Genomic DNA, 23972 nt, shown 5'->3' on the forward strand with positions numbered 1-23972 from the left:
CCGAACTGGTTCCCGCTGAGCTGGGCCCTAGTCCGAAGCCGCAGCCGACCGGGCCACGGACGCGGTGTGCTCGGCGGGCGCGACGGGCTCGGCACCCGGTTCCATGTCGGCCTTGGCGTCGGGCCCGGCGTCGGACCTCGCGGCCTCGGCTCCGGGCTCCGCGGTTTCGGCTTCGGGCTCCGCGGCGTCAGCCTGGGCATAGGGGCGGGAAGTGGTGTCGGCGCCGGCGGCGGCCGGGGCGGCGTCGCTGGCGCCAGGGGCCTCGGGCTCGGCCGCCGCCTTCTCCCTCGCGGCCTCCGCGTCCTTGGCCGCCTTGGCGGCTGCCGCCGCCTGGTCCCGCAGCTCCCGACGGAAGAGCACCACCCAACCGACCGGCACCGCCGCGGTGAACAGCCACCACTGGACGGCGTACGCCATGTGGGAGCCGATGCCGCTGGTGTCGGGGGCCGGGACCGGCTCCGGCTGGTGGGCGCCACGGGGCTTGGAATCGGTCAGCTCCACGTAGCCGCCGAGCAGCGGCCGGCCCACCGTCTCGGCCTGGCGCTCGCTGTTGATCAGCATGACCTGGCGCGGCGGCAGGCCCTTCTTGTCCTTGATCCCGCTGCTGCCGGTGGTCTCGTCGGCCTTGAGCCGCCCGGTGACGGTGACCTCGCCGGTCGGCGGTGCCGGCACGTCCGGGAACTGGGTCAGGTTGCCGGGCGCCGGAATCCAGCCACGGTTTACCAGCACCGCGTTGCCGTCGGCCAGCAGCAGCGGGGTGACGACGAAGTAGCCGATGGACTGGTCGTCGGAGCCGGTGCGCTGGCGGACCACCACCTCGTGGCGGGGGTCGTAGGTGCCGGAGACCGTGACCTTGCGCATGGCGGTCTGCTTCGGCACGTCGCGGCCGACGCCGGTCAGCTCGCCGATGGGGACGGCCGGGGCGTCCAGGCTCTTGGACACCCGCTCGTTGTGCTCGACCCGCTGCTCGTGCCGGCCGAACTGCCAGAAACCCAGCTCGATCATCACGGGGATGAGGACGAGACCCACCAGCGTGAGGATCACCCACTGCCGGGTCAACAGAAAGCGGTACACCCCATGACCGTACAACTCGGTCGCGGGGCGGCGGTGAGCGGGGCGACCCCGTGGCCGGCCAACGGCGTCGGTGATCTTCGCCCGCCGAGCCACGGCCCGACCGGCACCCGGCCCGCGTCGACCGACGCCCGACCGACGCCCGACCGGCACTCGACGGCGCCCGGCCGAGGGTGCGCGCTCCCGCGCGGGGCCCGGTGGCGCGCCGGTCAGCCGCAGCCGGTCGGGGCCGGCGCCACGTCCTGGAGCAGTTGCATGAACGCCGCCTCGTCGACCACCGGTGTGCCGAACGAACGGGCCTTGACCACCTTCGAGGTGGGCGAGTCGGGGTCGTTGGTGACCAGCAGGCTGGTGAGCCGCGACACGCTGGTCGCCACGTGCATCCCGGCCTCGACGGCCCGGTCCTCCAGGAGTTCCCGGTCGACCGAGGTGTCGCCGGAGAACGCCACCCGCATGCCCTGCGCCAACCGGCCACCGGGCTCGTACCGGCCGGGGTTGGGGTACGGGCAGGCGGGCCGCTTGCGGCTGGGGCGCCAGCTCGTCTGGCCGAACCCGGAGCGCTGCCCCGGCGGGCGGGCGGTCGGCGCGTCCGACCACTCGGTGAGCGGCTGGCAGGCGAGCAGCGGCAGGCGGATCTCGGCCGCCGCCGCCAGGTGCAGGCTGGGCCGGAAGGTCTCGGCGAGCACGCGCGCGTCGTCGAGCGCGTGGTGGGCCCGCTCCTGGACGACGCCGTAGTGCGCGGCCAGCGACTCCAGCTTGTGGTTGGCCAGCGGCAGCCCCAGCTCCTTGGAGAGGGCGATGGTGCACAGCCGCTGGCGGACGGGGGCGGCGCCCCTCGCGCGCGCGTACTCCCGGGCGATCATCGACCAGTCGAAGACGGCGTTGTGCGCGACGAGGACCCGGCCGTCGAGGCGCCGGGCGAACTCGTCGGCGATCTCCGGGAAGAGCGGGGCCCGCGCGAGCTCGGCGCTGGTGAGCCCGTGGATCCAGACGGGGCCCGGGTCGCGCTGCGGGTTGACCAGCGTGTACCAGTGGTCCTGCACCTCGCCGCGCGCGTCGAGCTGGTAGACGGCGGCCGACACTATGCGGTCATCGCGGGCGAGTCCGGTGGTCTCCACGTCAACGACCGCGTACCCGTCGGGGTAGGCGGTCGGCCACGGGGGTGGCGGGGCGGACTGTGGGGGAATCCGCGGAGCGGCGGCCGGTCGGTCTTCAAGCATGGTTCACGAGGATACGGGCCACCCCTGACACTCGGTCGCGGCGGGCGGGCCGAGCACCTGTCAGGGGCCGCGGCCCCCGGGCCGGTCGCGGCGACCGGGCCCCGTGCGACCTGGGCCAACCTCCTTGGCGGGCGGGCTCGCTGGGGATGTGGTGGCGTCAACTGATCGGCCGAAAAGCGCGGTTGCCCGGCGCCCGGCCCGCCGTTCACGCCCCGACGACCCCGACGACCCCGACGACCCCGACGACCCCGACGACCCCGACGACCCCGACGACCCCGACGACCCCGACGGCGTGTGGGGAGCCGGGGGAGTGGCGCGGGTGGCGGCGGGGGCGCGCGCGTCGGGCGGGTCCTTCGGCACCGGGGTGGCCGGACGACGCGCTGGCGCGACGCGAACGCCGTGCCGGGGCGCTTACTTACCGAGTTTCGAAACTCGTCAGTAACAACATCTGTTCATCGCCTCGGGACCGCCCTTATCGTGCGGACATGCCGCACCTACCCGATGCCGTGCTCTGGTCCATACCGGCGTTCGTCCTGCTCACCGCCATCGAGATGGTGAGCTATCGGCTGCGCCCCGACGAGGACGCCGCGGGCTACGGGGCGAAGGACGCCGCGACCAGCGTGACGATGGGCGTCGGCAGCGTCTTCTTCGACCTGCTGTGGAAAATCCCGATTGTGGCGATTTACACCGCCCTGTACGAACTCACCCCGCTGCGCGTGCCCGTGCTGTGGTGGACGCTGCCGCTGATGCTGCTGGCCCAGGACTTCCTCTACTACTGGTCGCACCGGGGCCACCACGTCGTCCGCGTCCTGTGGGCCTGTCACGTGGTGCACCACTCCAGCGAGAAGTTCAACCTCACCACGGCCCTGCGCCAGCCGTGGACCTCGCTGACGGTCTGGCCCTTCTACGTGCCGCTGGTGCTGTGCGGCGTGCACCCGGCCGCGGTGGCCTTCCTGTCCGGGGTCAACCTGGTCTACCAGTTCTGGGTGCACACCGAGCGCGTCGGCAAGCTCCCCAGGCCGATCGAGTACGTCTTCAACACCGCCTCCCACCACCGCGTCCACCACGCCTCCCAGGGCGGCTACCTGGACCGCAACTTCGGCGGCATCCTCATCGTGTGGGACCGGATGTTCGGCAGCTTCGTCGCCGAGACCGAGCGGCCCGTCTACGGCCTCACCAAGAACATCCACACCTACAACCCGTTGCGGGTCGCCACCCACGAGTACGCCGCCATCGGCCGTGACCTGGCCGCCGCCGCCGACTGGCACGAGCGCGCGGGCCTCCTCTTCCGCGGCCCCGGCTGGCAGCCCGAACGCCGCCGCGCCGCCCACGCGCCCGACGACACGGCGCGCACGGGCCCCGTCGCCACGCGCACGGACCCCGTCGTCCCGGGCACGGACCCCGTCGCCACGCGCACGGCCGACGACGCCTCGCCGGCGCCCCCGCCCCCCGCGACCGGCGCCCAACCCGCGGCGGAGCCCGCCCAACCCGCCGCCGAGCCTGGCCGCCGCGTCAAGCGTGCCGCATGAGCGGCGAGGCGGCCCGCGCGCCCGGGTCCGCCCGGCCCGCCCGGTTCGGCGGTCACCTGACCGGCGGACACCGGCACGGCCGGGCCGTGTTCTCCTGTGCCGTCCTGTTCGTCCTGCTCGCGCTGGCGCACCTGACCGCGCTGCTGGTCCCGGCCGTCTCCGGCGCCTCCGCCGAGCCCGTCGAGTACGCCACCAAGCCCGCGTTGATGCCGGCGCTCGCGGCGTACGCGCTGCTGCGGGGCGGGCCGCGACCGCTCGTGGGCGCCCTGCTGTTCGGCTGCGGCGGCGACACCCTGCTGCAAGTCGGCGGCGAGCCGGCCTTCCTCGCCGGCATGGCCTCCTTCGCCGCGGGCCACGTCTGCTACCTGGTCCTCTTCGCCCGCCTCGGCACGAACACCGCGCCCCGCCGCACGGTGGCGCTCATCGCCGCCGGTTACGCGACGGCCTGGCTGGGCACGGTGGCCCTGCTGTGGCCGGGGCTCGCGGCCGACATGCGTGGGCCGGTCGCCGCGTACAGCCTGCTGCTGACGGCCATGGCCCTGGCGGCGTTGCGCCTCGGCCCGTGGGCGGGGGCGGGCGGGGCCCTGTTCCTGCTCTCCGACACGCTCATCGCCACCGGTATCGCCGACTGGCCCCAGCCCCCGGCGCCGCAGTTCTGGATCATGCTGACGTACGGGGGCGCCCAACTGGCCCTCACCGTGGGGGTGTTGCGCGCGTCGGGGGAGGCCGGGGCGCGCGAGGTCTCCGGCGCGGGCGTACCGGGCCCAGGCCGCGCGGCCCGGCGCGGCGCGTAGCGCGGCCGGGCTGCCGGGCTGCCGGGCACCGACGCGTCCCGGACGCACGAGGGCCGGGCCGCCGACGATCGGCTGCCCGGCCCCGCGCGCGTCCGCTGACGCCTCCAGCTCGCCGTTACTGCGTGACGGCCTTCAGCGCGTTGACGATGCCGTAGCCGTAGAAGCTGTTCACGTGCTTGGTGCCGGTGCAGGTGGCGTCGGCCTTGCCGTCACCGTTCGGGTCGTACGGGGCGGTCGGGCAGCCCGGGTTGTCGGCCTGCTGCTTGAGGAGCCACTGCACCTCCTGCGGGCTGGCGTTCGGGTGCGTGCTGCGCACGAGCGCGGCCACGCCCGCGACGTGCGGGCTCGCCATCGAGGTGCCCTGGAGGTAGGCGTAGTCGCCGCCGGGCATGGTCGACAGGATGCGGCCGTCCTTGGCGGGCAGCTCGGGCACCTGGTTCCGGTCGCCGCCGGGGGCCGCGACGTCGATCTGGCCGGAGGCCACCGACGGGTTGAGGCCGTAGTTGGAGTAGTACGACTTCAGCGACTTGACGCCGGTCGCCGAGACCGTGACCACGCCGGGCAACTGGGTCGGCGCGTCCAGGCACGTGGCCGGGTCGATCTCGCGGTCGACCTCCTGGGAGTCGTTCGGGCTCGACGTGTCCTTGATCGACTTCCCGCCGAGGTCGAAGTTGGAGTTGCCAGCGGAGGCGACGTTGACGGCGCCCTTGTCCTGCGCGTACTTGGCCGCCCGGCCCACCGCGTCAAGGATGGCCCGCTGGTCGGCGTCGTTCTTGCAGTTGAACATCCACGGGTCGACGTAGTAGCTGTTGTTGGTGACCTCGACGCCCTTGTCGGCCGCGAAGACGAAGGCGCAGACCACGTTCTCGGCGTAGAACAGGCCGGTCTTCTGGTCGCTGACCTTGATGGCGGAGACCTTCACGTTCGGCGCGACGCCGGCGACGCCGACCCCGTTGCGCGCGGCGGCGACCGAGCCGGCCACGTGGGTGCCGTGGTAGTCCGCGTCCGCGTCGTACGGGCGCCAGGTGCCCTTCGAGGTGTCCAGGACGCCGTTCGCGCAGTTGGCGGACGCCCGCCGGTCGAAGTTCGGGGCCAGGTCCGGATGGGTGTCGTCCACGCCGGTGTCGATGACCGCGACGGTGACGTTCCTGTCGCCCGGGTCGACCTTGGCCGCCTCGTCCGCCTTCATCGCGGGCAGGTGCCACTGCAGGGGCTCCAACGGCTCCTGACCGGCCGCTCTCGCCTTCGCCGCGCCCTGCGCGCTGGCGCGCGGGGCCTTGACCTTCTCCGGCTTGCCGACCTCGGTGGTCGCGGCCTGCGTCAGCGGCGAGGTGCGGGTCGCGCCCGCGGACTGCACGCCCTTGACGGACCGTATCTGCGCCGCGAAGTCGGGCGCCGACGCGTGGGCGACGAGCACCCCGATCTTCGGGTAGCTGGCGACGATCGTGCCGCCCGCCTTCGCTATCTCCTTCTTGACCTTGCCGACGGTGGCCTTGTCGGGGGCCGTGTTCACCACGTACGACAACGCCGGGCCGGCCGCGCGCGGGGCGCTGGCGGAGGAAGGCGCGTCCTGCGAGGAGGCCGAGGCCGCGCCGGGCAGGAACCCGATGGACGCGGTGAGCGCGAGTCCTGCGGGCACCGCGAGCAGGGCGCGCCGGCGTCTGGATCGCAGATGAGCCATGGGTTCTCCCCATCAGTCGTCAGGGCCGTCCGGGCGCGGAGCGCGACCGGACCGGTTATATGACGAGTGAAGCTAACGCCGAGCGAGGCCGTCCATCAATGGCTGACGTGGAAAAACTCGTTACGGCCAACGGAGTGACACACGGCGTCACCATCCCGAAATGGATCTTCTCGGATTCCGTCGCCTGCCCCCCTGTTCGGCGGCGCTACCTCGGCCTACGATGCGTGACCCGGATCACTCACCACCCGCCCGACGCCCCGTCCCCTCCACCCGCCACCCCCGACCCGCTGCCCGTCCCCGCCCCGCGCCCGGCGGCAACGCCCTTGCCCAGCACGCCAGTCGCCGCCCCCGTCGCCCCGCTCACCGCTTCCGCGCCCGCCCGTGATCCGTCCCCAGCCAGTCGCCACGTCAGGAGAGACCGTGGACCCCGCACCGCCCCAAGGTCCGGACCGCAAGGCCGGACGACCCGACTACATCAAGGTGCAGTCCAGCGAGGAATTCGCCGAACTGCGCCGCGCCCACCGCTCGTTCGCCTTCCCGCTCACGATCGCGTTCGTCAGTTGGTACCTGCTCTACGTACTGCTGTCGAGCTACGCGGGCGACCTGATGGGCAAGCAGGTCGTCGGCAACGTCAACGTGGCCCTCGTCTTCGGCCTGCTGCAGTTCCTGTCCACCTTCGCCATCGCCTGGTGGTACGCCCGCCACGCCAACGCCAAGCTCGACCCGCGCGCCAGCGCGATCAAGGCCCGCCTGGAGAGTGAGTCGTGACGGATACCCTCCACCTCGCCGCCGAGGGCGTCAGCGACCACCGGCCGCTGATTATCTCGCTGTTCGCGACGTTCGTCCTGGTGACCCTCGGCATCACGGTGTGGGCCGGCAAGCAGACCAAGGACGCCACCGACTTCTACGCGGGCGGCCGGCAGTTCTCCGGTTTCCAGAACGGCCTCGCCATCTCCGGCGACTACATGTCCGCCGCGTCCTTCCTCGGCATCGCCGGCGCCATCGCCCTCTACGGCTACGACGGCTTCCTGTACTCCATCGGCTTCCTCGTCGCCTGGCTGGTCGCCCTGCTCCTGGTGGCCGAGCCGCTGCGCAACTCCGGCAGGTTCACCATGGGGGACGTGCTGGCGTACCGCATGCGGCAACGCCCGGTGCGTACCGCGGCCGGCATCTCCACGATCGTCGTGTCGATTTTCTACCTGCTGGCCCAGATGGCCGGCGCCGGCGTGCTGGTCTCGCTGCTGCTCGGCATCACCAGCGAGGCGGGCAAGATCCTCATCGTGGTGCTGGTCGGCGTGGTGATGATCCTTTACGTCTCGATCGGCGGCATGAAGGGCACCACCTGGGTGCAGATGGTCAAGGCGGTGCTGCTGATCGCCGGCACCCTGCTGATCACGTTCCTGGTCCTGCTGAAGTACGACTTCAACATCTCGACGCTGCTCGGCGAGGCCGCGGACAACAGCGGCGCCGGCAGCGCCTTCCTCGAACCCGGCCTCAAGTACGGCATCGACGCGACGACCAAGCTCGACTTCATCTCGCTCGGCATCGCGCTGGTGCTCGGCACGGCCGGCCTGCCGCACATCCTGATCCGCTTCTACACCGTGCCCACCTCGCAGGCCGCGCGCCGCTCGGTGAACTGGGCGATCGGCATCATCGGCGGCTTCTACCTGATGACCATCGCGCTCGGCTTCGGCGCCGCGGCGCTCCTGAAACGCACCGACATCATCAGCTCCAACAAGGCGGGCAACACCGCGGCGCCCCTGCTCGCGCAGGAGATCGGCGGCGGGCCCGACTCGGCGGGCGGGGCGATCCTGCTCGCGGTGATCTCGGCCGTGGCGTTCGCCACCATCCTCGCCGTCGTCGCCGGGCTCACCCTGGCCTCCTCGTCCTCCTTCGCGCACGACCTGTACGCCAACGTCATCCGCAAGGGCCAGGCGACGCAGAAGGAGGAGGTCTCCGCGGCCCGCTGGGCGACGGTCGGCATCGGCATCGCGGCCGTGGCGCTCGGCGTCTTCGCCCGCGACCTGAACGTCGCCGGCCTGGTGGCACTGGCCTTCGCCGTCGCCGCCTCGGCCAACCTGCCGACGATCCTCTACAGCCTCTTCTGGAAGCGCTTCACCACCCAGGGCGCCCTGTGGTCGATCTACGGCGGGCTGTTCTCCTCGGTGTTCCTGGTGCTCTTCTCGCCGGTGGTCTCCGGCAAGGCGTCGTCGATGTTCCCGGACGTGGACTTCTACTGGTTCCCGCTGGAGAACCCGGGCCTGGTCTCCATCCCGCTCGGCTTCCTGCTGGGCTGGGTCGGCTCGCTGGTCTCCAAGGAGCCGGTGGACAGGGAGAAGTACGCGGAGCTTGAGGTGCGGTCGCTGACCGGCCACGGGGCGCACTGACCCCGCTGCTCCGCCCCCGCCGCGCGGGCCCGACGCCACCCGGCGCCTGGCCCGCGCCGCGCCTGGCCGCTCCCCGCAATCGCACGTTCTGTTGGGTTACGGGGAGATCGCGTACGCTGCGAGACACTTGACGCGGGGCCCCTCCGGCACAGGAGACCCGCCGGCAACGTCAGGTCGTGCGTCACGCGAGAAGGGTCGCCACCATGCTGCTCGATACCTACGGTCGGGTCGCGACCGACCTCCGGGTGTCCCTCACCGACCGCTGCAACCTCCGGTGCACCTACTGCATGCCCGCCGAGGGCCTGAACTGGCTGCCCAAGCCCGAGCTGCTCACCGACGACGAGATCGTCCGGCTCGTCTCCATAGCCGTCACCGAGCTGGGCGTCACCGAGGTCCGCTTCACCGGCGGCGAGCCGCTGCTGCGCCCCGGCCTGGTCGCCATCGTCGAACGCTGCGCCGCCCTCACCCCCCGCCCCCAGATCTCGCTGACCACCAACGGCATCGGCCTCGGCCGCACCGCCACCGCCCTGCGCGAGGCCGGCCTCGACCGGGTCAACGTCTCCCTCGACACGCTGCGGCCCGACGTCTTCCAGACCATGACCCGGCGCAAGCGGCACCAGGACGTGCTCGACGGCCTCTCCGCCGCCCGCGCCGCCGGCCTCGTACCCGTCAAGGTCAACGCCGTCCTGATGCCCGGGCTCAACGACGACGAGGCCCCCGACCTGCTGGCCTGGGCCCTGGAGAACCGCTACGAGCTGCGCTTCATCGAGCAGATGCCGCTCGACGCCCAGCACGGCTGGAAGCGCGAGGGCATGGTCACCGCCGGGGACATCCTGGCGAGCCTGCGCACCCGCTTCGCGCTCACCCCCGAGAACGAGGACGAGCGCGGCTCCGCGCCGGCCGAGCGCTGGCTGGTGGACGGCGGCCCGGCGCGGGTCGGCGTCATCGCCTCCGTCACCCGCCCCTTCTGCCGCGCCTGCGACCGCACCCGGCTCACCGCCGACGGCCAGGTGCGCACCTGTCTGTTCGCCCGCGAGGAGACCGACCTGCGCGCCGCGCTGCGCTCCGGGGCGCCGGACGCCGAGGTGGCCGAGCGGTGGCGGCGCGCGATGTGGGGCAAGAAGGCCGGCTCCGGCCTCGACGACCCGTCCTTCCTCCAGCCGCAGCGGCCGATGTCAGCTATCGGGGGCTGACCACTCGGCCAGCGGCACGGTGTCCTTGAGGAAGCCGCGGATGCTGAGGAACCGCGAGAGGTACTCGCGGTGGGCCGGGCACGCCAGCCACGTCTTGCGGCGCTCGGGCGTGTGCAGCTTGGGGTTGTTCCAGGCGAGCACCCACACCGCGGGCTCGCGGCAGCCCTTGGCTGAGCAGATGGCATCGGAGGTGTCGGACGCGTTCACGACTGCGACCCTACGCGACGGCAACCGGGGTGATCGGCGGCCCCGATATTGGTCTGGACATGACGACGCCGGGCAGCCACGGGGGGAGCCGCCCGGCGTCAGTCCGTCGCTCCGACGGGGGATGCGGAGCGCCTACGAAGTATGTCACGCGGGACCCAGTGCGGTGCAGCGGAACCGCGTGATTGATCTGAGGTTTTCCTGAGGTTGCCGCGCCGTCCCAGGTCAGCCGCGGTGCTCCCGGGACTCGCCCGGAGCAGGCGCCGCCTTCTCGTGTCCGGATTCCGGTGCGGAGGGCCGATTCGGAGCCATCAGCACGGGCCGGGCGGGGGACGGAATGAACGTGGACGGCAGCCGCGGCGCGTTCTCCCGCCCCGCGTTGGCGATCACCACGGAGAAGTACGGCAACAGGATGCCGAGCGCGAGGGCGACGAAGGCGACGTGCCGCTCCACGTTCCACAGCACGGCCGCCAGGACGACGGACAGCGTACGCACGGACATCGAGATCACATAGCGTCGCTGCCTGCGCCGCACGTCATCGGCCAGGCCCTCCCTGGCTCCAGTGATCCGGAAGACCTCGGGGCCGTTGTGCTTCCGCATCTCGCTCCACCACCTACCTGACGGGTCGAACGTACCCGGCTCCGGACACCGTCAACGGTACGCCGCGGCCGGTCCCGGTACGAGACCGGGGCACACCCAATGCGCCCGCTCAGCCGACGCCGGCTTGCCCCGAGCCCGTCTCCTGACATGCGGCGTGGGCGAACCGGTCGGACACTTGGACCGGGATGCGCACACCACGCCGACAGAGGAGGCGACATGAGCTGGTTGTGGGCCATCATCGTGGGTCTGGTCCTGGGCCTGCTGGCCAAGGCCATTCTCCCCGGCAAGCAGAACATCCCGATCTGGCTGACGATCATCTTCGGCATCATCGGCAGCATCATCGGCAACGCGGTCGCTGCCGGGATTGGAGTGGATGACACCAAGGGGATCGACTGGATTCGGCATCTGCTGCAACTGGCCGGTGCCGTGCTCGTCGTCGGCGTCGGCGACCGGCTCTGGGCATCGATCAAGGGCAAACGCCACGCCTGACCCGGTCGGCGACGACCGGGCAGCCCCGTCGGGGGCCGACCACGCGCCGCGCGGCCGGCCCCCGACGGCACCCGGTCAGTCGGCCACGACCTCGATCGCGGCCAGGTTCTTCTTGCCGCGCCGCAGCACCAGCCAGCGGCCGTGCAACAGGTCCGCCTCGTCGGGCACGGCGTCCTCGGAGGTCACCTTGGCGTTGTTCACGTAGGCGCCACCCTCCTTCACCGTGCGCCGCGCGGCTGACTTGCTGGCCACCAGGCCCACGGCGGCGAACAGGTCCACCACCGGGGCCAGCGTGCCCATCCGGGCGTGCGGCAGTTCGGACAGCGCGGCGCTCAGCGTCGCGGCGTCCAGCTCGGCCAGGTCACCCTGCCCGAACAGGGCCCGGGAGGCGGCGATGACCGCGGCGCACTGGTCGGCGCCGTGCACCAGCGTCGTCAGCTCCTCGGCCAGCGCGCGCTGGGCCGCCCGCGCCTGCGGGCGCTCCTCGGTCGACTTCTCCAGCTCCTCCAGCTCCTCCCGGCTCCGGAAGGAGAGGATGCGCGCGTACCGGGTCACGTCCCGGTCGTCCACGTTCAGCCAGAACTGGTAGAACGCGTACGGCGTGGTCATCTCCGGGTCGAGCCAGACGGAGCCGCCCTCGGTCTTGCCGAACTTGGTGCCGTCCGCCTTCGTCATCAGCGGCGTCGCCAGCGCGTGCACCGACGCCCGCGGCTCCAGGCGGTGGATCAGGTCGATGCCCGCCGTGAGGTTGCCCCACTGGTCGCTGCCGCCCTGCTGGAGCGTGCAGCCGTGGCGCCGGTACAGCTCCAGGAAGTCCATGCCCTGGAGCAACTGGTAGCTGAACTCGGTGTAGCTGATGCCCTGCTCGGACTCCAGCCGGCGGGCGACCGAGTCCTTGGTGAGCATCTTGTTCACCCGGAAGTGCTTGCCGATGTCCCGCAGGAACTCGATCGCCGACAGGCCCTCGGTCCAGTCCAGGTTGTTGACCAGCACGGCCGCGTTCTCGCCGTCGAAGGTCAGGAACGGCTCGATCTGGGCGCGCAGCCGGGTCACCCAGTCCGCGACCGTCGCCGGGTCGTTCAGCGTGCGCTCGGCGGTGGGCCGCGGGTCACCGATCTGCCCGGTCGCCCCGCCCACCAGCGCCAGCGGCCGGTGCCCGGCCCGCTGGAGCCGCCGCATCGTGAGCACCTGCACGAGGTGCCCGACGTGCAGCGACGCCGCGGTCGGGTCGAAGCCGCAATAGAAGGTGACGGGACCGTCCGCGAGGGCCTTGCGCAAAGCGTCCTCGTCCGTGGACTGGGCGAAGAGCCCACGCCACTTCAGGTCGTCGACGATGTCCGTCACGGTTCTCGTATCTCCTTGTATGGCTTGTTCGTCTGGAGCGTCCGCGGGCCGGCCCGATCCGCTGGGGCGAGCCGGCTCGCTCCGGTACGAGGTTATACGCCCTGGCTGACCGAGCTCATGTGGAAGTCGGGCACGCGTAGCGCCGGCATCGCGGTCCGGGGGAAGTAGTCGCCCCACTCGCGCGACAGCGTCCGATCGGTACGCCCCGCCTCGCTGGCCCGGGAGAGCAGGCCCACCGGCGACTCGTTGAACCGGAAGTTGTTCACCTCGCCGACGACCTCGCCCCGCTCCACCAGGTAGACGCCGTCCCGGGTCAGCCCCGTCAGCAGCAGCGTCGCCGGGTCGACCTCGCGGATGTACCACAGGCAGGTGAGCAGCAGCGCGGGCCCGTCCTGTCCGGCGTCGGCCACCAGGTCGGTGAGGGAGCGCGAGCCGCCCCCGTCCAGGATCAGGTTGTCCACCGCGGGGGCCACCGGCAGGCCGGTCAGCGCGGCGCTGTGCCGGCTGGTCACCAGGCGGGACAGCGCGCCGTCCCTGATCCACTCGGTGGGGCCCAGCGGCAGCCCGTTGTCGAAGACCGACGCGTCGCCGCCCGAGCTGTGCGCCAGCACGAACGGCGCCGCCTCAAGGCCGGGCTCGCCCGGGTCGCTGCGCAGCGTCAGCGGCAGCCTGGCCAGCCGCTCGCCGATCTTGGTGCTGCCGCCCGGCTTGCTGAAGACCGTACGGCCCTCGGCCGCGTCCCGCCCCGACGACGACCAGAGCTGGTAGATCAGCAGGTCCGCCACGGCCGTCGGCGGCAGCAGCGTCTCGTACCGCCCGGCGGGCAGCTCCGTGCGGCGCCGCGCCCACTCCAGGCGCTGGGCCAGCTCCGCGTCGAGCGCCAGCGGGTCCACGTCCGTGAAGTCGTTCGTGGCGCGCCCGGCCCAGGCGGAGCGCGGGACGGCCGCGTCGCCCACCCCCGGCGCCTTCGCGTTCAGCTCCAGCGTGCCGCTGGGCTGGTCGTGCCGCAGCCGCAGCCCGGTGGAGGTGCCCAGGTAGCTGGAGACCAGCTCGTGGTAGGCGAAGCCGTACAGGTCGCGGCCGGCCGCGCGGGCCCGGCCGAACGCCTCGCCGAGTGCCGGCGCGAACGCCGCGAAGACCTCGGACGAGGTCTCGGCCGGGGCCTGGTTGAAGGTCGCCGACGGCGTGCCGCCGCTCACCAGCGGCCCCGCGTCCTCGGCGGGGCCGGCGCCGCTGGCCGCCGCCTCGGCCGCGCGCACCAGCGGCTCCAGGTCGTCGGCGGTCACGGCGGAGCGGGAGACGACGCCGGAGGCGGTGCCCTCGCGGCCGTCGACCGTCGCGATCACCGTGAGCGTGCGGTCGCGGGTGACGCCGTTGGTGGTCAGCGCGTTGCGGGCCCAGCGCAGGTTGGCGCTGGAGCGCTCGTCGGCGATGACCACGCAGCCGTCGGCGCGGGACAGGTCAAGGGCGCGCTCGACGATCTCGTGCGGCGCGGTGGTGCGGTGCGTGGCGGCGCTCATCGCCCGGCCTCCTGCGTGGTGTTCAGGATGTTCACGTTGCGGAACAGCGCGGAGGGGCAGCCGTGCGAGACGGCGGCGACCTGACCGGGCTGGGCCTTGCCGCAGTTGAACGCGCCACCCAGCACGTAGGTCTGCGGCCCGCCGATGGCCGACATGGAGCCCCAGAAGTCGGTGGTGGTCGCCTGGTAGGCGACGTCGCGCAGTTGGCCGGCGAGCCGGCCGTTCTCGATCCGGAAGAAGCGCTGGCCGGTGAACTGGAAGTTGTACCGCTGCATGTCGATCGACCAGGACCGGTCGCCCACGACGTAGATGCCCCGCTCCACCTCGCCGATCAGCTCGTCGGTGCTCGGCCCGTCCGGCGCCGGCTGGAGCGAGACGTTCGCCATCCGCTGGACGGGCACGTGGCCGGGGGAGTCCGCGTAGGCGCAGCCGTTGGACCGCTCGAACCCGGTGAGCCGCGCGATGCGGCGGTCGAGCTGGTAGCCGACCAGCGTCCCGTCCTTGATCAGGTCCCAGGACTGGGCGGCCACCCCCTCGTCGTCGTAGCCGATGGTGGCCAGGCCGTGCTCGGCGGTGCGGTCACCGGTCACGTTCATGATCCCGGAGCCGTACTCCAGCGAGCCGAGCTGGTCGAAGGTGGCGAACGAGGTGCCCGCGTACGCCGCCTCGTAGCCCAGCGCCCGGTCCAGCTCGGTGGCGTGCCCGATCGACTCGTGGATGGTCAGCCACAGGTTGGACGGGTCGACGACCAGGTCGTACGTGCCGGCCTGTACGGAGGGGGCGCGCATCTTCTCCGCGAGCAGCTCGGGCATCCGCGCCAGCTCCGCGTCCCAGTCCCAGCCGGTGCCGGTCAGGTACTCCCAGCCCCGGCCGACCGGCGGCGCGAGCGTGCGCATCGAGTCGAACTCGCCGCTCTTCGGGTCCACGGCCACCGCCGTCAGCGTCGGGTGCAGCCGCACCCGCTGCTGGGTGGTGACGGTGCCGGCGGTGTCCGCGTAGAACTTGTTCTCGTGCACGGTCAGCAGCGACGCGTCCGCGTGCGCCACGCCCTCCGCGGCCAGCAGTCGCTCGCTCCACTGCGCCAGCAGACCGGTCTTCTCCGCGTCGGGCACGGTGAACGGGTCGATCTCGTACGCGGAGACCCAGGTCCGGTCCGCGTGTACGGGCTCGTCCGCCAGGCGCACGGACTCGGTGCTGCCGGCCGCCTCGATCACCTTCGCGGAGAGCCGGGCCATGGCCACCGCCTGCCCGGCCACCCGCGCCGCCGCGTCCATGGTCAGATCGACGCCCGAGGCGAACCCCCACGCCCCGCCGTGCACCACCCGCACCGCGTACCCCAGCTCGGTGGTGTCCGACGAACCCGCCGGCTTGGCGTCACGCAGGCGCAGCGACGCGCTGCGCACCCGCTCGAAGCGGAAGTCCGCGTGCTCGACGCCCAGCGCGCGGGCCCGTGCGAGCGCGGCATCGGCCAGCGCGCGCAGCGGCAGCGCGAGGAAGGTCTCATCAATCTCGTGCGCCACGGGCGCCTCACCTTCTCGATGACTCGATTCGTCCCGGCAGTGAATCATGTCGCCGCACTGGTCCGGCATGGTTTTGTGCCAGCGCGACGAGCCGGGCGGGGCGGCGGCCGGGGCCTCTCCTCCCGGCCGCCGTCGCGACCCGTGACGCCCGCCAGCGGCCGGGCACGCGCTGGTGTGCGCCGATCCACGCACCGTAGCCGTCAGCGCGCGAAGCGGGCCCTTGGCCGGTCGGATGGCCGGTTCTGTAGGGACCCGACAGCGCGCGCCGTACGCCCCTGTCGGAGGCGGCTTCTCCGTCGGGACCGGGGGACCGATAGCTTTCGGGTATCCAGACCGCTTATCGAAAGGGTGGACCCTTGAGCCGCTCGGTTCTCGTCACCGGTGGAAACCGGGGCATCGGCCTCGCTATCGCTCGCGCGTTCGCCGACGCGGGGGACAAGGTCGCCATCACCTACCGCTCCGGCGAGCCGCCGGCCGGATTCCTCGCCGTCAAGTGCGACATCACGGAGCCGGAGCAGGTCGAGCAGGCGTACAAGGAGATCGAGGAGAAGCAGGGCCCGGTCGAGGTGCTGATCGCCAACGCCGGCGTGACCCGTGACCAGCTTCTGATGCGCATGTCGGAGGAGGACTTCAGCTCCGTGCTGGAGACCAACCTCACCGGCACCTTCCGCGTCGTCAAGCGCGCCAACCGCGCCATGCTGCGCGCCCGCAAGGGCCGTATCGTGCTCATCTCCTCGGTCGTGGGTCTGCTCGGCTCGGCGGGGCAGTCGAACTACGCCGCGTCCAAGGCCGGTCTGGTGGGCTTCGCCCGCTCCCTCGCCCGCGAGCTCGGGTCGCGCAACATCACCGTGAACGTCGTCGCCCCCGGCTTCGTCGACACGGACATGACCCGGGTGCTCAGCGACGAGCAGCGGGAGAGCATCGTGAAGCAGGTGCCCCTGGGCCGCTACGCCCAGGTCGAGGAGATCGCCGCCTCGGTCCGCTTCCTGGCCTCCGAGGAGGCCGCGTACATCACTGGAGCCGTCATTCCCGTCGACGGCGGATTGGGCATGGGTCACTGAACGACATGAGTGGAATCCTCGCAGGCAAGCGCATCCTGATTACCGGCGTCCTGACCGATCACTCCATCGCCTTCCACGCCGCCAAGGTGGCGCAGGAGGAGGGCGCCGAGGTGATCCTCACCGGCTTCGGCCGGGTCACGCTGGTGCAGCGGATCGCCAAGCGGCTGCCCAAGCCCGCGCCGGTCATCGAACTGGACGTGCAGAACCCGGAGCACCTGGCCTCGCTCGCCGACAAGATCCGCGAGCACTCCAGCGACGACACCGGCCTCGACGGCGTGGTGCACTCGATCGCCTTCGGGCCGCAGGGCGCGTTCAACTTCCTGGAGGCGGACTGGGAGGACGTCTCGACGGCGCTGCACGTCTCGGCGTACTCGCTCAAGTCGCTGACCATGGCCTGCCTGCCGCTGATGGAGAAGCGCGGCGGTTCGGTCGTGGGCATCACCTTCGACGGCTCCATCGCCTGGCCGAAGTACGACTGGATGGGCGTCGCCAAGGCCGCCCTGGAGTCCACGGGCCGCTACCTCGCGCGCGACCTGGGCGCCAAGAACATCCGCTGCAACATGGTCTCGGCCGGCCCCATCAAGTCGATGGCCGCCAAGTCCATCCCGGGCTTCGAGGAACTGGCCGACGTGTGGAACCACCGCGCCCCGATCGGCTGGGACCTGTCCGACCCGGAGCCCGCTGGTCGCGGCGTGGTCGCGCTGCTCTCGGACTTCTTCCCGAAGACCACCGGCGAGGTCGTGCACGTCGACGGCGGCGTGCACATGATGGGTGCCTGACCCCGATGGGTGCCTGACCCACCGCCACCGCCACCCGGCGCCCACCGGGCGCCGCACGCGCGCGTAGGGACGACGCCCGCTCCGCCAGAACGGCGGGGCGGGCGTCGTCCGTCGTCAGCGCGGTCAGCTCCGGTCTCCGTCTCGGGCGCCCTTCTCAAGCGGCCCTCCCGAGTCGTGCGCCGGGGCCGTGCCGGCGACACTGTGAGGGAGTCGGGGGAGACCCCTCGGCAACGCGCTAAGAGAGGTGTCGGCGTGCGCATGTCCCGTCGCCGAATAGCCGCCCTGGCGATGGCCGCGGCCGGCCTCGGCCTGTCGCTGACGCCGCCCGCCGACGCCGCGCCCACCGAGGCGGACTGCCGCACCGCGGTGCGCGGCAGCATTGGAACCGCGACCTGCTTCAACCCGGACGCGGACGCGGACCACGTCCGACTGCACATCGAGTGCCGCCGCTGGTGGGACCCCGACGTCGACGGTCGCCCCGTCGAGCTGGGCCCGACCCAGGGCGTGACGCTGGCGGACCGCTGCTGGAAGGAAGTCCAGAGCGTGTGGATCACGCACGGCTGACGAGCGCCCCAGCGCCCGGGGCACCCCCGCGCTCGTATCCGCGCGCGGACGCGGCGCACCCGAGCCGGGCGCGGGCCCCGCTCCCCTGATCCGGCCGGCGCCAGGTGCTGGCTCCCTGGCGCCGGTCGCACCGCCCTGGACGGTCGCACCGCCCCCGGACGCGCGCCACGGCGCGCGGCGCGGCGGATGCCCGACCGGGGGCGCCGGCCTCACGCCTCCACGAACCGGCATCCGAAGGGGTGCGCCGACGCCTCCGCCGCGGCCCGCTCCTCGTCCCGGTCCCGGATCGCCGCCACCAGCCGCGCGTGGTCCACGTACGCCTCCGGACGCAACCGCTCGCCGACGTTGGCGCGCAGGAACTCGCGCAGCACCATGCCGAGGTCCGCGTACAACTCGGCCAGCACGTCGTTGTGCGAGGCCGCCACGACCGCCATGTGCAGCGTGCCGTCCGCCTCGACGAAGCTCGCCGCGTCCCCGGACTCCCAGGCCCGCTCGCGCCGCTCCAGGAGGACGCCGAGCTGGCGCATGTCCGGCTCCGTCCGCCGCCGCGCGGCCAGCCGGGCCGCCTCCGCCTCCAGCGCGCTGCGCAGCTCCGCGATGTGCTGCGGGTCGGCTCCGGCGAACCTGCGGTTCATCACGCCGGCCAGCTCGCTGGTGGCCACCACGTACGTCCCCGAGCCCTGCCGGATGTCGAGCAGGCCGTTGTGCGCGAGGGCGCGCACCGCCTCCCGCACCGTGTTACGGGCCACCCCGAGCTGCTCGACGAGCTCGGGCTCGGTGGGGATGCGCGAGCCGACCGGCCACTCGCCGGTGGTGATCTGGGCGCGGAGCTGGGCGATCACCTGGTCGGCGAGTGCGGAACGCCGGGGCGAGGTCAGCGGCATGACTCTCCTGGTCGGGGGCGGCCGAACCCTCCTGGGCGGGGGCGTCCGACGGGCTGGCGAAGTCCCCATTCTGTCGCCCCGCCGCGGCCCCGCACACGGGGCGGCCGGCCGTGGCGCGCGGAGGACGGCGCGGACGCGACCTCCGAAGCACGGAGTGGACAGGGATTCATCCCATGATTCTATGATGGCCGCATGACAGAAGACCACCTTGCGGAGGCCGGGCGTACGCCCGCGCGCGACCGGTCCACGGCCGAGCACGGCCGCACGCCCGCCGCGGGCGACAGCGCGGCGCGACACACGGGAACCGTCGCGCCGCCCGCGCCCGCCGTGCGCGAGAGCGCAGGCGAGGGCGCCATCGCGGGCAAGGGCGCACCGACCGCCGCCGGCGAGCGGCCCAGGACGGCGCTCCCGGGATCGCCCTGGCAGCGCCGGCTGCTGGTCGCCGGGCTGGTCCTGGCCGCGCTCAACCTGCGGCCCGCGATCACCAGCCTCGGCGCCCTCCTCGAAGAGGTGCGCGACGGCCTCGGGATGAGCGGCACCGTCGCCGGAATGCTCACCTCCATGCCCGCCCTGTGCTTCGCGATCTTCGGTCTGACCGCGCCCCGGCTGGCCAGGAAGTGGGGCCAGGAGACCGTCGTCTGCGCCGGCCTAGTGGCCATCGGCCTCGGCGTCCTGGTCCGCCCGTTCGCCGGCGGCACCGTCGGCTTCCTGCTCGCCAGCGCCCTCGCGCTCGCCGGCATAGCCGTCAGCAACATCCTGCTGCCGGTGATCGTCAAGCGCCGCTTCCCGGACCGGGTCGGGCCGATGACGGGCGTCTACACCATGGCGCTGGCCCTCGGCACCTCCATCGCCGCGGCCAGCACCGTGCCCCTCACCGACGCGCTGGGCGGCGACTGGCGCACCGGCCTCGTGCTGTGGACCGTGGTGGCCGCCGTCGCGGTGCTGCCCTGGGTCGTCATCGCCAGGTCCAGCCGCGCCGCCCGCCCCGCGGTGCCGGCCGGCCCGGCCGACGCGGACGGCTCAACTCCTACGGCTGGCCCGGCCGGTCCGGGCGGTTCGGCTGGCGCGGACGATTCGGCCGAGCCCGCGCGGGAGGCCGCGAGCGTGCCGGCCTCGCAGGGCCAGCCCGCCGCGCAGGGTCAGCTCGCCGCGCGGGGGCGGTCGGCCGCCGACGGCGACGCCGACGCCGGGCCGCAGGCCACGCCGGGGCGACGGATCACCCGCAGCCCCACCGCCTGGGCCCTGGCCGTCTTCTTCGGACTCCAGGCCACCGGCGCGTACATCACCATGGGCTGGATGCCGCAGATGTTCCGGGACGCCGGCGTCTCCGCGTCCACCGCGGGCGTCCTGCTCGCGGTCACCATGGCGCTCGGGGTGCCGTTGTCCTTCGTACTGCCCCGGCTCGCGGCCAGGCTGCCCCACCAGGGCGGGCTCGTCGTCGCGCTGGGGGCGTGTGGGCTGGTCGGGTACGCGGGGCTGTGGAGCGCGCCAGCCGGCGGCGCCTGGGCCTGGGCCGTGCTGCTCGGCCTCTCCAACTGCGCCTTCCCGCTCGCGCTCACCATGATCGGCATGCGGGCCCGCAGTAGCTCCGGGGTGGTGCGCCTGTCGGCCTTCGCGCAGAGCACCGGCTACCTGATCTCCATCCCCGGACCGCTCCTGGTCGGGGCGCTCTACCAGCACACCGACGGCTGGGACCTGCCGATCGCGTTGATGGGCGGGCTGCTGGTGTTGCAGATCGGCGCGGGTGTGCTGGCCGGGCGCGACCGCATCGTCGAGAACGAGCTCTGACCCCGACGCGCCCCGCGATCCGGCAGTGGGACACTGGGCCACATGTCTGTTCTCGACCCGAACCCCCAGAACGGTCAGAAGAAGCTGCTGACCATCCTTGGCGTCATGCTCGGCATCACCGTCGTCATCGGCATCATCGCGACGATCGCCTCCCCCTGATCCACCCGCCTCCGGGCGCCGTCTCCGCCAGAGCCTCGCCAGGCCCGGCGCCCTGAGGCACGCCGTCGACCAGTGGTACCGCGTCCGCGCCGAGCGGCCCGCGCGCAGGTCGGGGCCCGCCCGCGCGCGGCGCGGAGCCCGCGCGGCCGGGCGCCGTGGTGGGGCTAGCACCACCATCCCCTAGGGGGTCAGGCTCAGGGGCAACTGGGTGGATCACCGGATGGGCGCGGGGGCCGCGCTTTCGTAGGTTCGATGTACACCGCGCACAGCGGTGGGCGTGGCCGTGGCAGGCGGTCGCGCCGCCCCATCGTTCCCCGGAGGCGATCCCCATGGCAGCCCCTGCGTACAGCCACGCCGGACGGTCCGACCGCGCGCGGGCCACCGGCGCCGAGCAGCCGGCCGTACGGGAGGTGGAGCTTCCCTGGTGGGCCATCGCGCTGCCCGCCGTGGTCTTCGCCGCGCTGCTGTTGCTGCTCGCCGGCCCCTCCGACGCGCAGGCGGCCGAGGGGAGCACGGGACACGTGACGCGGTTCGTGATCCTGCTGCGCGACTCGATAGTCCAGCTCCTGTCCTGAGCCGGCGCCGCCGGCCGGCGGTGGAGCCCCGCCCCCCGCCCCAGCCCAGCCCAGTGCCGCGCCGGACCCGGGCCGCCCGCGCCCCGCGCCGCGACGGCCAGCCTCCGCGACGACCGGGCCGCGTGCCGGGAGCGGGCCTCGCGGGCCGCGCACGCCCGCGCGAGGAGCCGCGGAGCGCACGACTCCGCACATCGGTGGTGTGCGGTCCCGTTGAACCTGCCCCCGCCCCACCGCCGAGCCGATCCCGCCGCACGTGGCAGCCGGTTCTGTCCCCGCACCCGCCTCGTACCAGCGCGCATGCCCGGTAACACGGGGTCCTGGGCGCCGTCCCCCGTACCGAGTGCGCGTCCCAACACCCCGCGCCTTACGGCGCGTTTCATGCGAAGCTGGACGACATGAGCGTCGATGTTCCCCGCAGGATCGTCATTTTCCGACATGCGAAGGCCGACTGGTCCCAAGAATCCGATCATGAGCGGCCCCTCGCGGAGCGTGGCCGCAGGGACGCCCCGGCCGCCGGTCGCTGGCTCGCCTCGGCCGGCATCGCTCCGGAACTTACCCTCTGCTCCAGCGCGGTTCGTACCCGTGAGACGTGGAAGCTCGCGGTGCACGAGCTGCCGCAGCGCCCCAGGACGGTCTACGAGGACCGGATGTACGAGGCGTCGCTGGGCGAGCTCATCGCCCTGGTCAACGAGACCGCCGAGGACGTCAACGAGCTCCTGCTCGTGGGCCACAACCCCGGCATGCACGCCCTGGCCGACGCGCTGGCCGGCGACGCCGAGGGCGACGCCCTGGCGCGGATGAACCGTGCCGGCTTCCCGACCGCGGCCATCGCGGTGCTGACCTTCCAGGGCACGTGGAAGTCGGTCGAGCACGGCGTGGGCCGCCTCACCGCCTACTGGTCGCCGCAGGAGTAAGGACCCGCCGCCGCCCCGACGCGGTGCGCGCGGCCAGCCCGACGCCGCCCACCGCCTCGGGCCCGCCCCCGCCGGGCGGGCCGCCGGGCGGCGCTGCCCACCCCGCCTGAGCGAGCGGCCTCACGAGCGAGCGGCCCTCCGCCGCCGGACCACCGGCTGGCGGAGGGCCGCAGCCGCCTCGTATCCCGTACGTGACGGGGTGGGCCCGGTGCGTAGCGGAGGGTTACGCGTCCTCGGGCGAGTGCGTCTCCGCGGCCTCGACCTCTTCGCGGGTGATGCCGAGCAGGTAGAGAACGGTGTCCAGGAAGGGCACGTTGACGGCGGTGTGTGCCGCCTCGCGGACGACCGGCTTGGCGTTGAAGGCGACGCCGAGCCCCGCCGCGTTGAGCATGTCCAGGTCGTTCGCGCCGTCGCCGATGGCCACGGTCTGCGCCAGCGGCACCCCGGCCTCGGCGGCGAACCGGCGCAACAGGGCCGCCTTGCCCGCCCGGTCCACGACGTCGCCGATGACGCGCCCGGTGAGCTTGCCGTCCACCACCTCAAGGGTGTTCGCCGCGGCGAAGGCGAGTCCGAGCCGTTCCTTGAGGTCGTCGGTGACCTGCGTGAACCCGCCGGAGACCACGCCCACTTGGTAGCCGAGGTGCTTGAGCGTACGGATCAGGGTCCGCGCCCCGGGCGTGAGGCGCACCTCGGCCCGGACCTTGTCCACCACGGACTCGTCGAGCCCGGCGAGCAGCGCGACCCGCTCGTGCAGCGACTCCTCGAAGTCCAACTCGCCGCGCATCGCGCGCGCCGTCACCTCGGCGACCTCGGCTTCACAGCCCGCGTGCGCCGCGAAGAGTTCGATCACCTCGTCCTGGATGAGCGTCGAGTCCACGTCCATCACCACCAGCCGCTGCGCGCGTCGCTGGAGCCCGGAGGCCACCACGGCGACGTCCACGCCGAGCGCCGCGGCCTCCAGTGCGAGGGCCGTGCGCAGCGGCTCGGTCTCGGTGCCGGACACCGCGAACTCCACGGCGGTCACCGGGTACTTGGCGAGTCGGAAGATACGGTCGATGTTGCCGCCGACGCCGGTGATGCGGGCGGCGATGGCCGCGGTCGACTCGGCGGTCAGCGGGTGGCCGAGCACCGTGACGTGCGAGCGCCCGGTGCCGCGTGGCCGGTTGTCGCCGATGCCGGAGATGATCTCGGCCTGGAGGCGCTGCGCGTCCGCCCAGCTGTGCACGGTCGAGCGGAGTTCGCCGGCCGTGGCGCCCTTCTCGTCGGGAGCTGTGACGAGCGCGCACAGCACTATCCGGCCACGGGTGACGACCTGCTCCAGATCGATCACATCAACGTCGAAGGCGGCGAGCGTGTCGAAGAGCCCGGCGGTGATGCCGGGGCGGTCCTTGCCGAAGATCTTGACGAGGAGAGTGGGCACGTCGTCGCCGGTAACGGACGTGACGGGGGTGGTCTGCGGTGTGCTCATGGTGTTTCCACGGTAGCGGGCCAGGGACATCTGTCGTCCGCCTGTCCGGACCGCGGACAGTCGTACGGCCACTGGTCGCCGGACCGTTACCAGTGTGTGAGGTTCCGTTTCGGTACGGTCTGACCCCGTCTGCGCGGTGACGTAGACGGGGTACGCCAAAGATCGCCCCACCGCTCGCCGGGTCCGACACCCCGTGCTGCGACGCCTGGGCCACACGTGACGGAGGGG

General features: G+C 72.8%; 23 protein-coding genes. 13 read left to right on the plus strand and 10 right to left on the minus strand.

All coding sequences use genetic code 11. The annotated features are described in order from the left end of the window. Nucleotides 1-27: 27 nt before the first annotated feature. Entirely contained in the window at nt 28-1074 is a 1047-nt protein-coding gene (locus tag H7H31_RS28130; protein ID WP_187064124.1) for an SURF1 family cytochrome oxidase biogenesis protein, read from the minus strand. Nucleotides 1075-1280: 206 nt separating this feature from the next. Further along, nucleotides 1281-2291: a DEDDh family exonuclease gene (locus H7H31_RS28135; protein WP_187064125.1), complete on the minus strand. Its 1011-nt coding sequence runs from the start codon at nt 2289-2291 to the stop codon at nt 1281-1283. A 485-nt stretch (nt 2292-2776) separates the two neighbouring features. On the opposite strand from H7H31_RS28135, the gene H7H31_RS28140 reads away from it, so the two are divergent. Both H7H31_RS28140 and H7H31_RS28145 read left to right on the plus strand, forming a co-directional pair. Next, nucleotides 2777-3820: a sterol desaturase family protein gene (locus H7H31_RS28140; protein ID WP_187118116.1), complete on the plus strand. Its 1044-nt coding sequence runs from the start codon at nt 2777-2779 to the stop codon at nt 3818-3820. Continuing rightward, entirely contained in the window at nt 3817-4614 is a 798-nt protein-coding gene (locus tag H7H31_RS28145) for a lysoplasmalogenase (RefSeq protein WP_187059810.1), read from the plus strand. The genes H7H31_RS28140 and H7H31_RS28145 overlap by 4 nt, the downstream gene beginning before the upstream one ends. A 115-nt stretch (nt 4615-4729) precedes the next feature. Here H7H31_RS28145 and H7H31_RS28150 read toward each other — a convergent pair whose 3' ends face one another. Continuing rightward, nucleotides 4730-6295, minus strand: coding sequence for a S8 family serine peptidase (locus H7H31_RS28150; protein WP_187059811.1), 1566 nt, complete (start codon nt 6293-6295; stop codon nt 4730-4732). Between the two features lie 420 nt (nt 6296-6715). On the opposite strand from H7H31_RS28150, the gene H7H31_RS28155 reads away from it, so the two are divergent. The 3 genes from H7H31_RS28155 (at nt 6716) to moaA (ending at nt 9875) form a co-directional block, all read left to right on the plus strand. Further along, the gene (locus H7H31_RS28155; protein ID WP_187063572.1) at nt 6716-7063 is read left to right on the plus strand and encodes a DUF485 domain-containing protein; all 348 of its coding nucleotides are present in this window, start codon (nt 6716-6718) and stop codon (nt 7061-7063) included. Next, nucleotides 7060-8682: a solute symporter family protein gene (locus tag H7H31_RS28160; protein WP_187063573.1), complete on the plus strand. Its 1623-nt coding sequence runs from the start codon at nt 7060-7062 to the stop codon at nt 8680-8682. Before H7H31_RS28155 ends, H7H31_RS28160 begins: the two co-directional genes overlap by 4 nt. A gap of 203 nt (nt 8683-8885) precedes the next feature. After that, nucleotides 8886-9875: a GTP 3',8-cyclase MoaA gene (moaA, locus tag H7H31_RS28165; protein ID WP_187063574.1), complete on the plus strand. Its 990-nt coding sequence runs from the start codon at nt 8886-8888 to the stop codon at nt 9873-9875. Here moaA and H7H31_RS28170 read toward each other — a convergent pair. After that, complete coding sequence (locus tag H7H31_RS28170) at nt 9858-10082, minus strand: hypothetical protein (RefSeq protein WP_176160967.1); 225 nt, start codon at nt 10080-10082, stop codon at nt 9858-9860. The genes moaA and H7H31_RS28170 overlap by 18 nt on opposite strands. Before the next feature lie 222 nt (nt 10083-10304). Continuing rightward, a complete protein-coding gene (locus tag H7H31_RS28175) occupies nt 10305-10679 on the minus strand; it encodes a DUF3099 domain-containing protein (protein WP_187063575.1) in 375 nt (124 codons plus the stop codon). Nucleotides 10680-10895: 216 nt separating this feature from the next. Between H7H31_RS28175 and H7H31_RS28180 the strand changes: the two genes are divergently transcribed. After that, a complete protein-coding gene (locus tag H7H31_RS28180) occupies nt 10896-11168 on the plus strand; it encodes a GlsB/YeaQ/YmgE family stress response membrane protein (protein WP_176160965.1) in 273 nt (90 codons plus the stop codon). 75 nt (nt 11169-11243) lie between these two features. Here H7H31_RS28180 and tyrS read toward each other — a convergent pair whose 3' ends face one another. The 3 genes from tyrS to H7H31_RS28195 form a co-directional block, all read right to left on the minus strand. Then, the gene (gene tyrS, locus H7H31_RS28185) at nt 11244-12512 is read right to left on the minus strand and encodes a tyrosine--tRNA ligase (protein WP_187063576.1); all 1269 of its coding nucleotides are present in this window, start codon (nt 12510-12512) and stop codon (nt 11244-11246) included. Nucleotides 12513-12604: 92 nt separating this feature from the next. Then, nucleotides 12605-14032 (minus strand): metallopeptidase TldD-related protein, encoded by a 1428-nt coding sequence (locus H7H31_RS28190; RefSeq protein ID WP_187063577.1) that lies wholly within the window; start codon nt 14030-14032, stop codon nt 12605-12607. Then, complete coding sequence (locus tag H7H31_RS28195) at nt 14029-15552, minus strand: TldD/PmbA family protein (protein WP_187063578.1); 1524 nt, start codon at nt 15550-15552, stop codon at nt 14029-14031. Before H7H31_RS28195 ends, H7H31_RS28190 begins: the two co-directional genes overlap by 4 nt. A 356-nt stretch (nt 15553-15908) precedes the next feature. Between H7H31_RS28195 and fabG the strand changes: the two genes are divergently transcribed. From fabG to H7H31_RS28210, 3 genes are all read left to right on the plus strand, one after another. Next, the gene (gene fabG / locus H7H31_RS28200; RefSeq protein ID WP_176160961.1) at nt 15909-16613 is read left to right on the plus strand and encodes a 3-oxoacyl-[acyl-carrier-protein] reductase; all 705 of its coding nucleotides are present in this window, start codon (nt 15909-15911) and stop codon (nt 16611-16613) included. Between the two features lie 5 nt (nt 16614-16618). Then, entirely contained in the window at nt 16619-17392 is a 774-nt protein-coding gene (gene fabI, locus H7H31_RS28205; protein ID WP_176160960.1) for an enoyl-ACP reductase FabI, read from the plus strand. 258 nt (nt 17393-17650) lie between these two features. After that, nucleotides 17651-17956 carry a hypothetical protein gene (locus tag H7H31_RS28210; protein WP_187063579.1) on the plus strand — a complete coding sequence of 102 codons (306 nt, stop codon included), beginning with the start codon at nt 17651-17653 and terminating at the stop codon, nt 17954-17956. Between the two features lie 209 nt (nt 17957-18165). Here H7H31_RS28210 and H7H31_RS28215 read toward each other — a convergent pair whose 3' ends face one another. Next, the gene (locus tag H7H31_RS28215) at nt 18166-18840 is read right to left on the minus strand and encodes a FadR/GntR family transcriptional regulator (RefSeq protein ID WP_187063580.1); all 675 of its coding nucleotides are present in this window, start codon (nt 18838-18840) and stop codon (nt 18166-18168) included. Nucleotides 18841-19032: 192 nt separating this feature from the next. On the opposite strand from H7H31_RS28215, the gene H7H31_RS28220 reads away from it, so the two are divergent. The 4 genes from H7H31_RS28220 (at nt 19033) to H7H31_RS28230 (ending at nt 22276) form a co-directional block, all read left to right on the plus strand. Further along, a complete protein-coding gene (locus tag H7H31_RS28220) occupies nt 19033-20628 on the plus strand; it encodes a CynX/NimT family MFS transporter (protein ID WP_187063581.1) in 1596 nt (531 codons plus the stop codon). 42 nt (nt 20629-20670) lie between these two features. Then, the gene (locus H7H31_RS34675; RefSeq protein ID WP_254391602.1) at nt 20671-20787 is read left to right on the plus strand and encodes an SGM_5486 family transporter-associated protein; all 117 of its coding nucleotides are present in this window, start codon (nt 20671-20673) and stop codon (nt 20785-20787) included. Between the two features lie 329 nt (nt 20788-21116). After that, on the plus strand, nt 21117-21362 hold the full coding sequence (locus tag H7H31_RS28225; RefSeq protein WP_187063585.1) for a hypothetical protein: 246 nt from the start codon (nt 21117-21119) through the stop codon (nt 21360-21362). Nucleotides 21363-21757: 395 nt separating this feature from the next. Then, the gene (locus tag H7H31_RS28230; protein ID WP_176160957.1) at nt 21758-22276 is read left to right on the plus strand and encodes a SixA phosphatase family protein; all 519 of its coding nucleotides are present in this window, start codon (nt 21758-21760) and stop codon (nt 22274-22276) included. A 223-nt stretch (nt 22277-22499) separates the two neighbouring features. On the opposite strand, the gene serB is transcribed toward H7H31_RS28230, so the two are convergent. Continuing rightward, on the minus strand, nt 22500-23744 hold the full coding sequence (gene serB, locus H7H31_RS28235; protein ID WP_176160956.1) for a phosphoserine phosphatase SerB: 1245 nt from the start codon (nt 23742-23744) through the stop codon (nt 22500-22502). Nucleotides 23745-23972: the final 228 nt, after the last annotated feature.

The sequence above is a fragment of the Streptomyces buecherae genome (assembly GCF_014295035.1).
Taxonomy (GTDB): domain Bacteria; phylum Actinomycetota; class Actinomycetes; order Streptomycetales; family Streptomycetaceae; genus Streptomyces; species Streptomyces youssoufiensis.

What these genes read in the sequence shown, in the direction of transcription:
- H7H31_RS28215 (WP_187063580.1), bottom strand. Translation starts at nt 18,840, where the DNA reads ATGCCGCTGACCTCGCCCCGGCGTTCCGCACTCGCCGACCAGGTGATC.
- serB (WP_176160956.1), bottom strand. Translation starts at nt 23,744, where the DNA reads ATGAGCACACCGCAGACCACCCCCGTCACGTCCGTTACCGGCGACGAC.
- H7H31_RS28225 (WP_187063585.1), top strand. Translation starts at nt 21,117, where the DNA reads ATGGCAGCCCCTGCGTACAGCCACGCCGGACGGTCCGACCGCGCGCGG.
- H7H31_RS28135 (WP_187064125.1), bottom strand. Translation starts at nt 2,291, where the DNA reads ATGCTTGAAGACCGACCGGCCGCCGCTCCGCGGATTCCCCCACAGTCC.
- H7H31_RS28220 (WP_187063581.1), top strand. Translation starts at nt 19,033, where the DNA reads ATGACAGAAGACCACCTTGCGGAGGCCGGGCGTACGCCCGCGCGCGAC.
- H7H31_RS28145 (WP_187059810.1), top strand. Translation starts at nt 3,817, where the DNA reads ATGAGCGGCGAGGCGGCCCGCGCGCCCGGGTCCGCCCGGCCCGCCCGG.
- H7H31_RS28190 (WP_187063577.1), bottom strand. Translation starts at nt 14,032, where the DNA reads ATGAGCGCCGCCACGCACCGCACCACCGCGCCGCACGAGATCGTCGAG.
- fabI (WP_176160960.1), top strand. Translation starts at nt 16,619, where the DNA reads ATGAGTGGAATCCTCGCAGGCAAGCGCATCCTGATTACCGGCGTCCTG.
- H7H31_RS28150 (WP_187059811.1), bottom strand. Translation starts at nt 6,295, where the DNA reads ATGGCTCATCTGCGATCCAGACGCCGGCGCGCCCTGCTCGCGGTGCCC.
- moaA (WP_187063574.1), top strand. Translation starts at nt 8,886, where the DNA reads ATGCTGCTCGATACCTACGGTCGGGTCGCGACCGACCTCCGGGTGTCC.
- H7H31_RS28180 (WP_176160965.1), top strand. Translation starts at nt 10,896, where the DNA reads ATGAGCTGGTTGTGGGCCATCATCGTGGGTCTGGTCCTGGGCCTGCTG.
- H7H31_RS28175 (WP_187063575.1), bottom strand. Translation starts at nt 10,679, where the DNA reads ATGCGGAAGCACAACGGCCCCGAGGTCTTCCGGATCACTGGAGCCAGG.
- H7H31_RS34675 (WP_254391602.1), top strand. Translation starts at nt 20,671, where the DNA reads ATGTCTGTTCTCGACCCGAACCCCCAGAACGGTCAGAAGAAGCTGCTG.
- H7H31_RS28210 (WP_187063579.1), top strand. Translation starts at nt 17,651, where the DNA reads ATGTCCCGTCGCCGAATAGCCGCCCTGGCGATGGCCGCGGCCGGCCTC.
- H7H31_RS28230 (WP_176160957.1), top strand. Translation starts at nt 21,758, where the DNA reads ATGAGCGTCGATGTTCCCCGCAGGATCGTCATTTTCCGACATGCGAAG.
- H7H31_RS28140 (WP_187118116.1), top strand. Translation starts at nt 2,777, where the DNA reads ATGCCGCACCTACCCGATGCCGTGCTCTGGTCCATACCGGCGTTCGTC.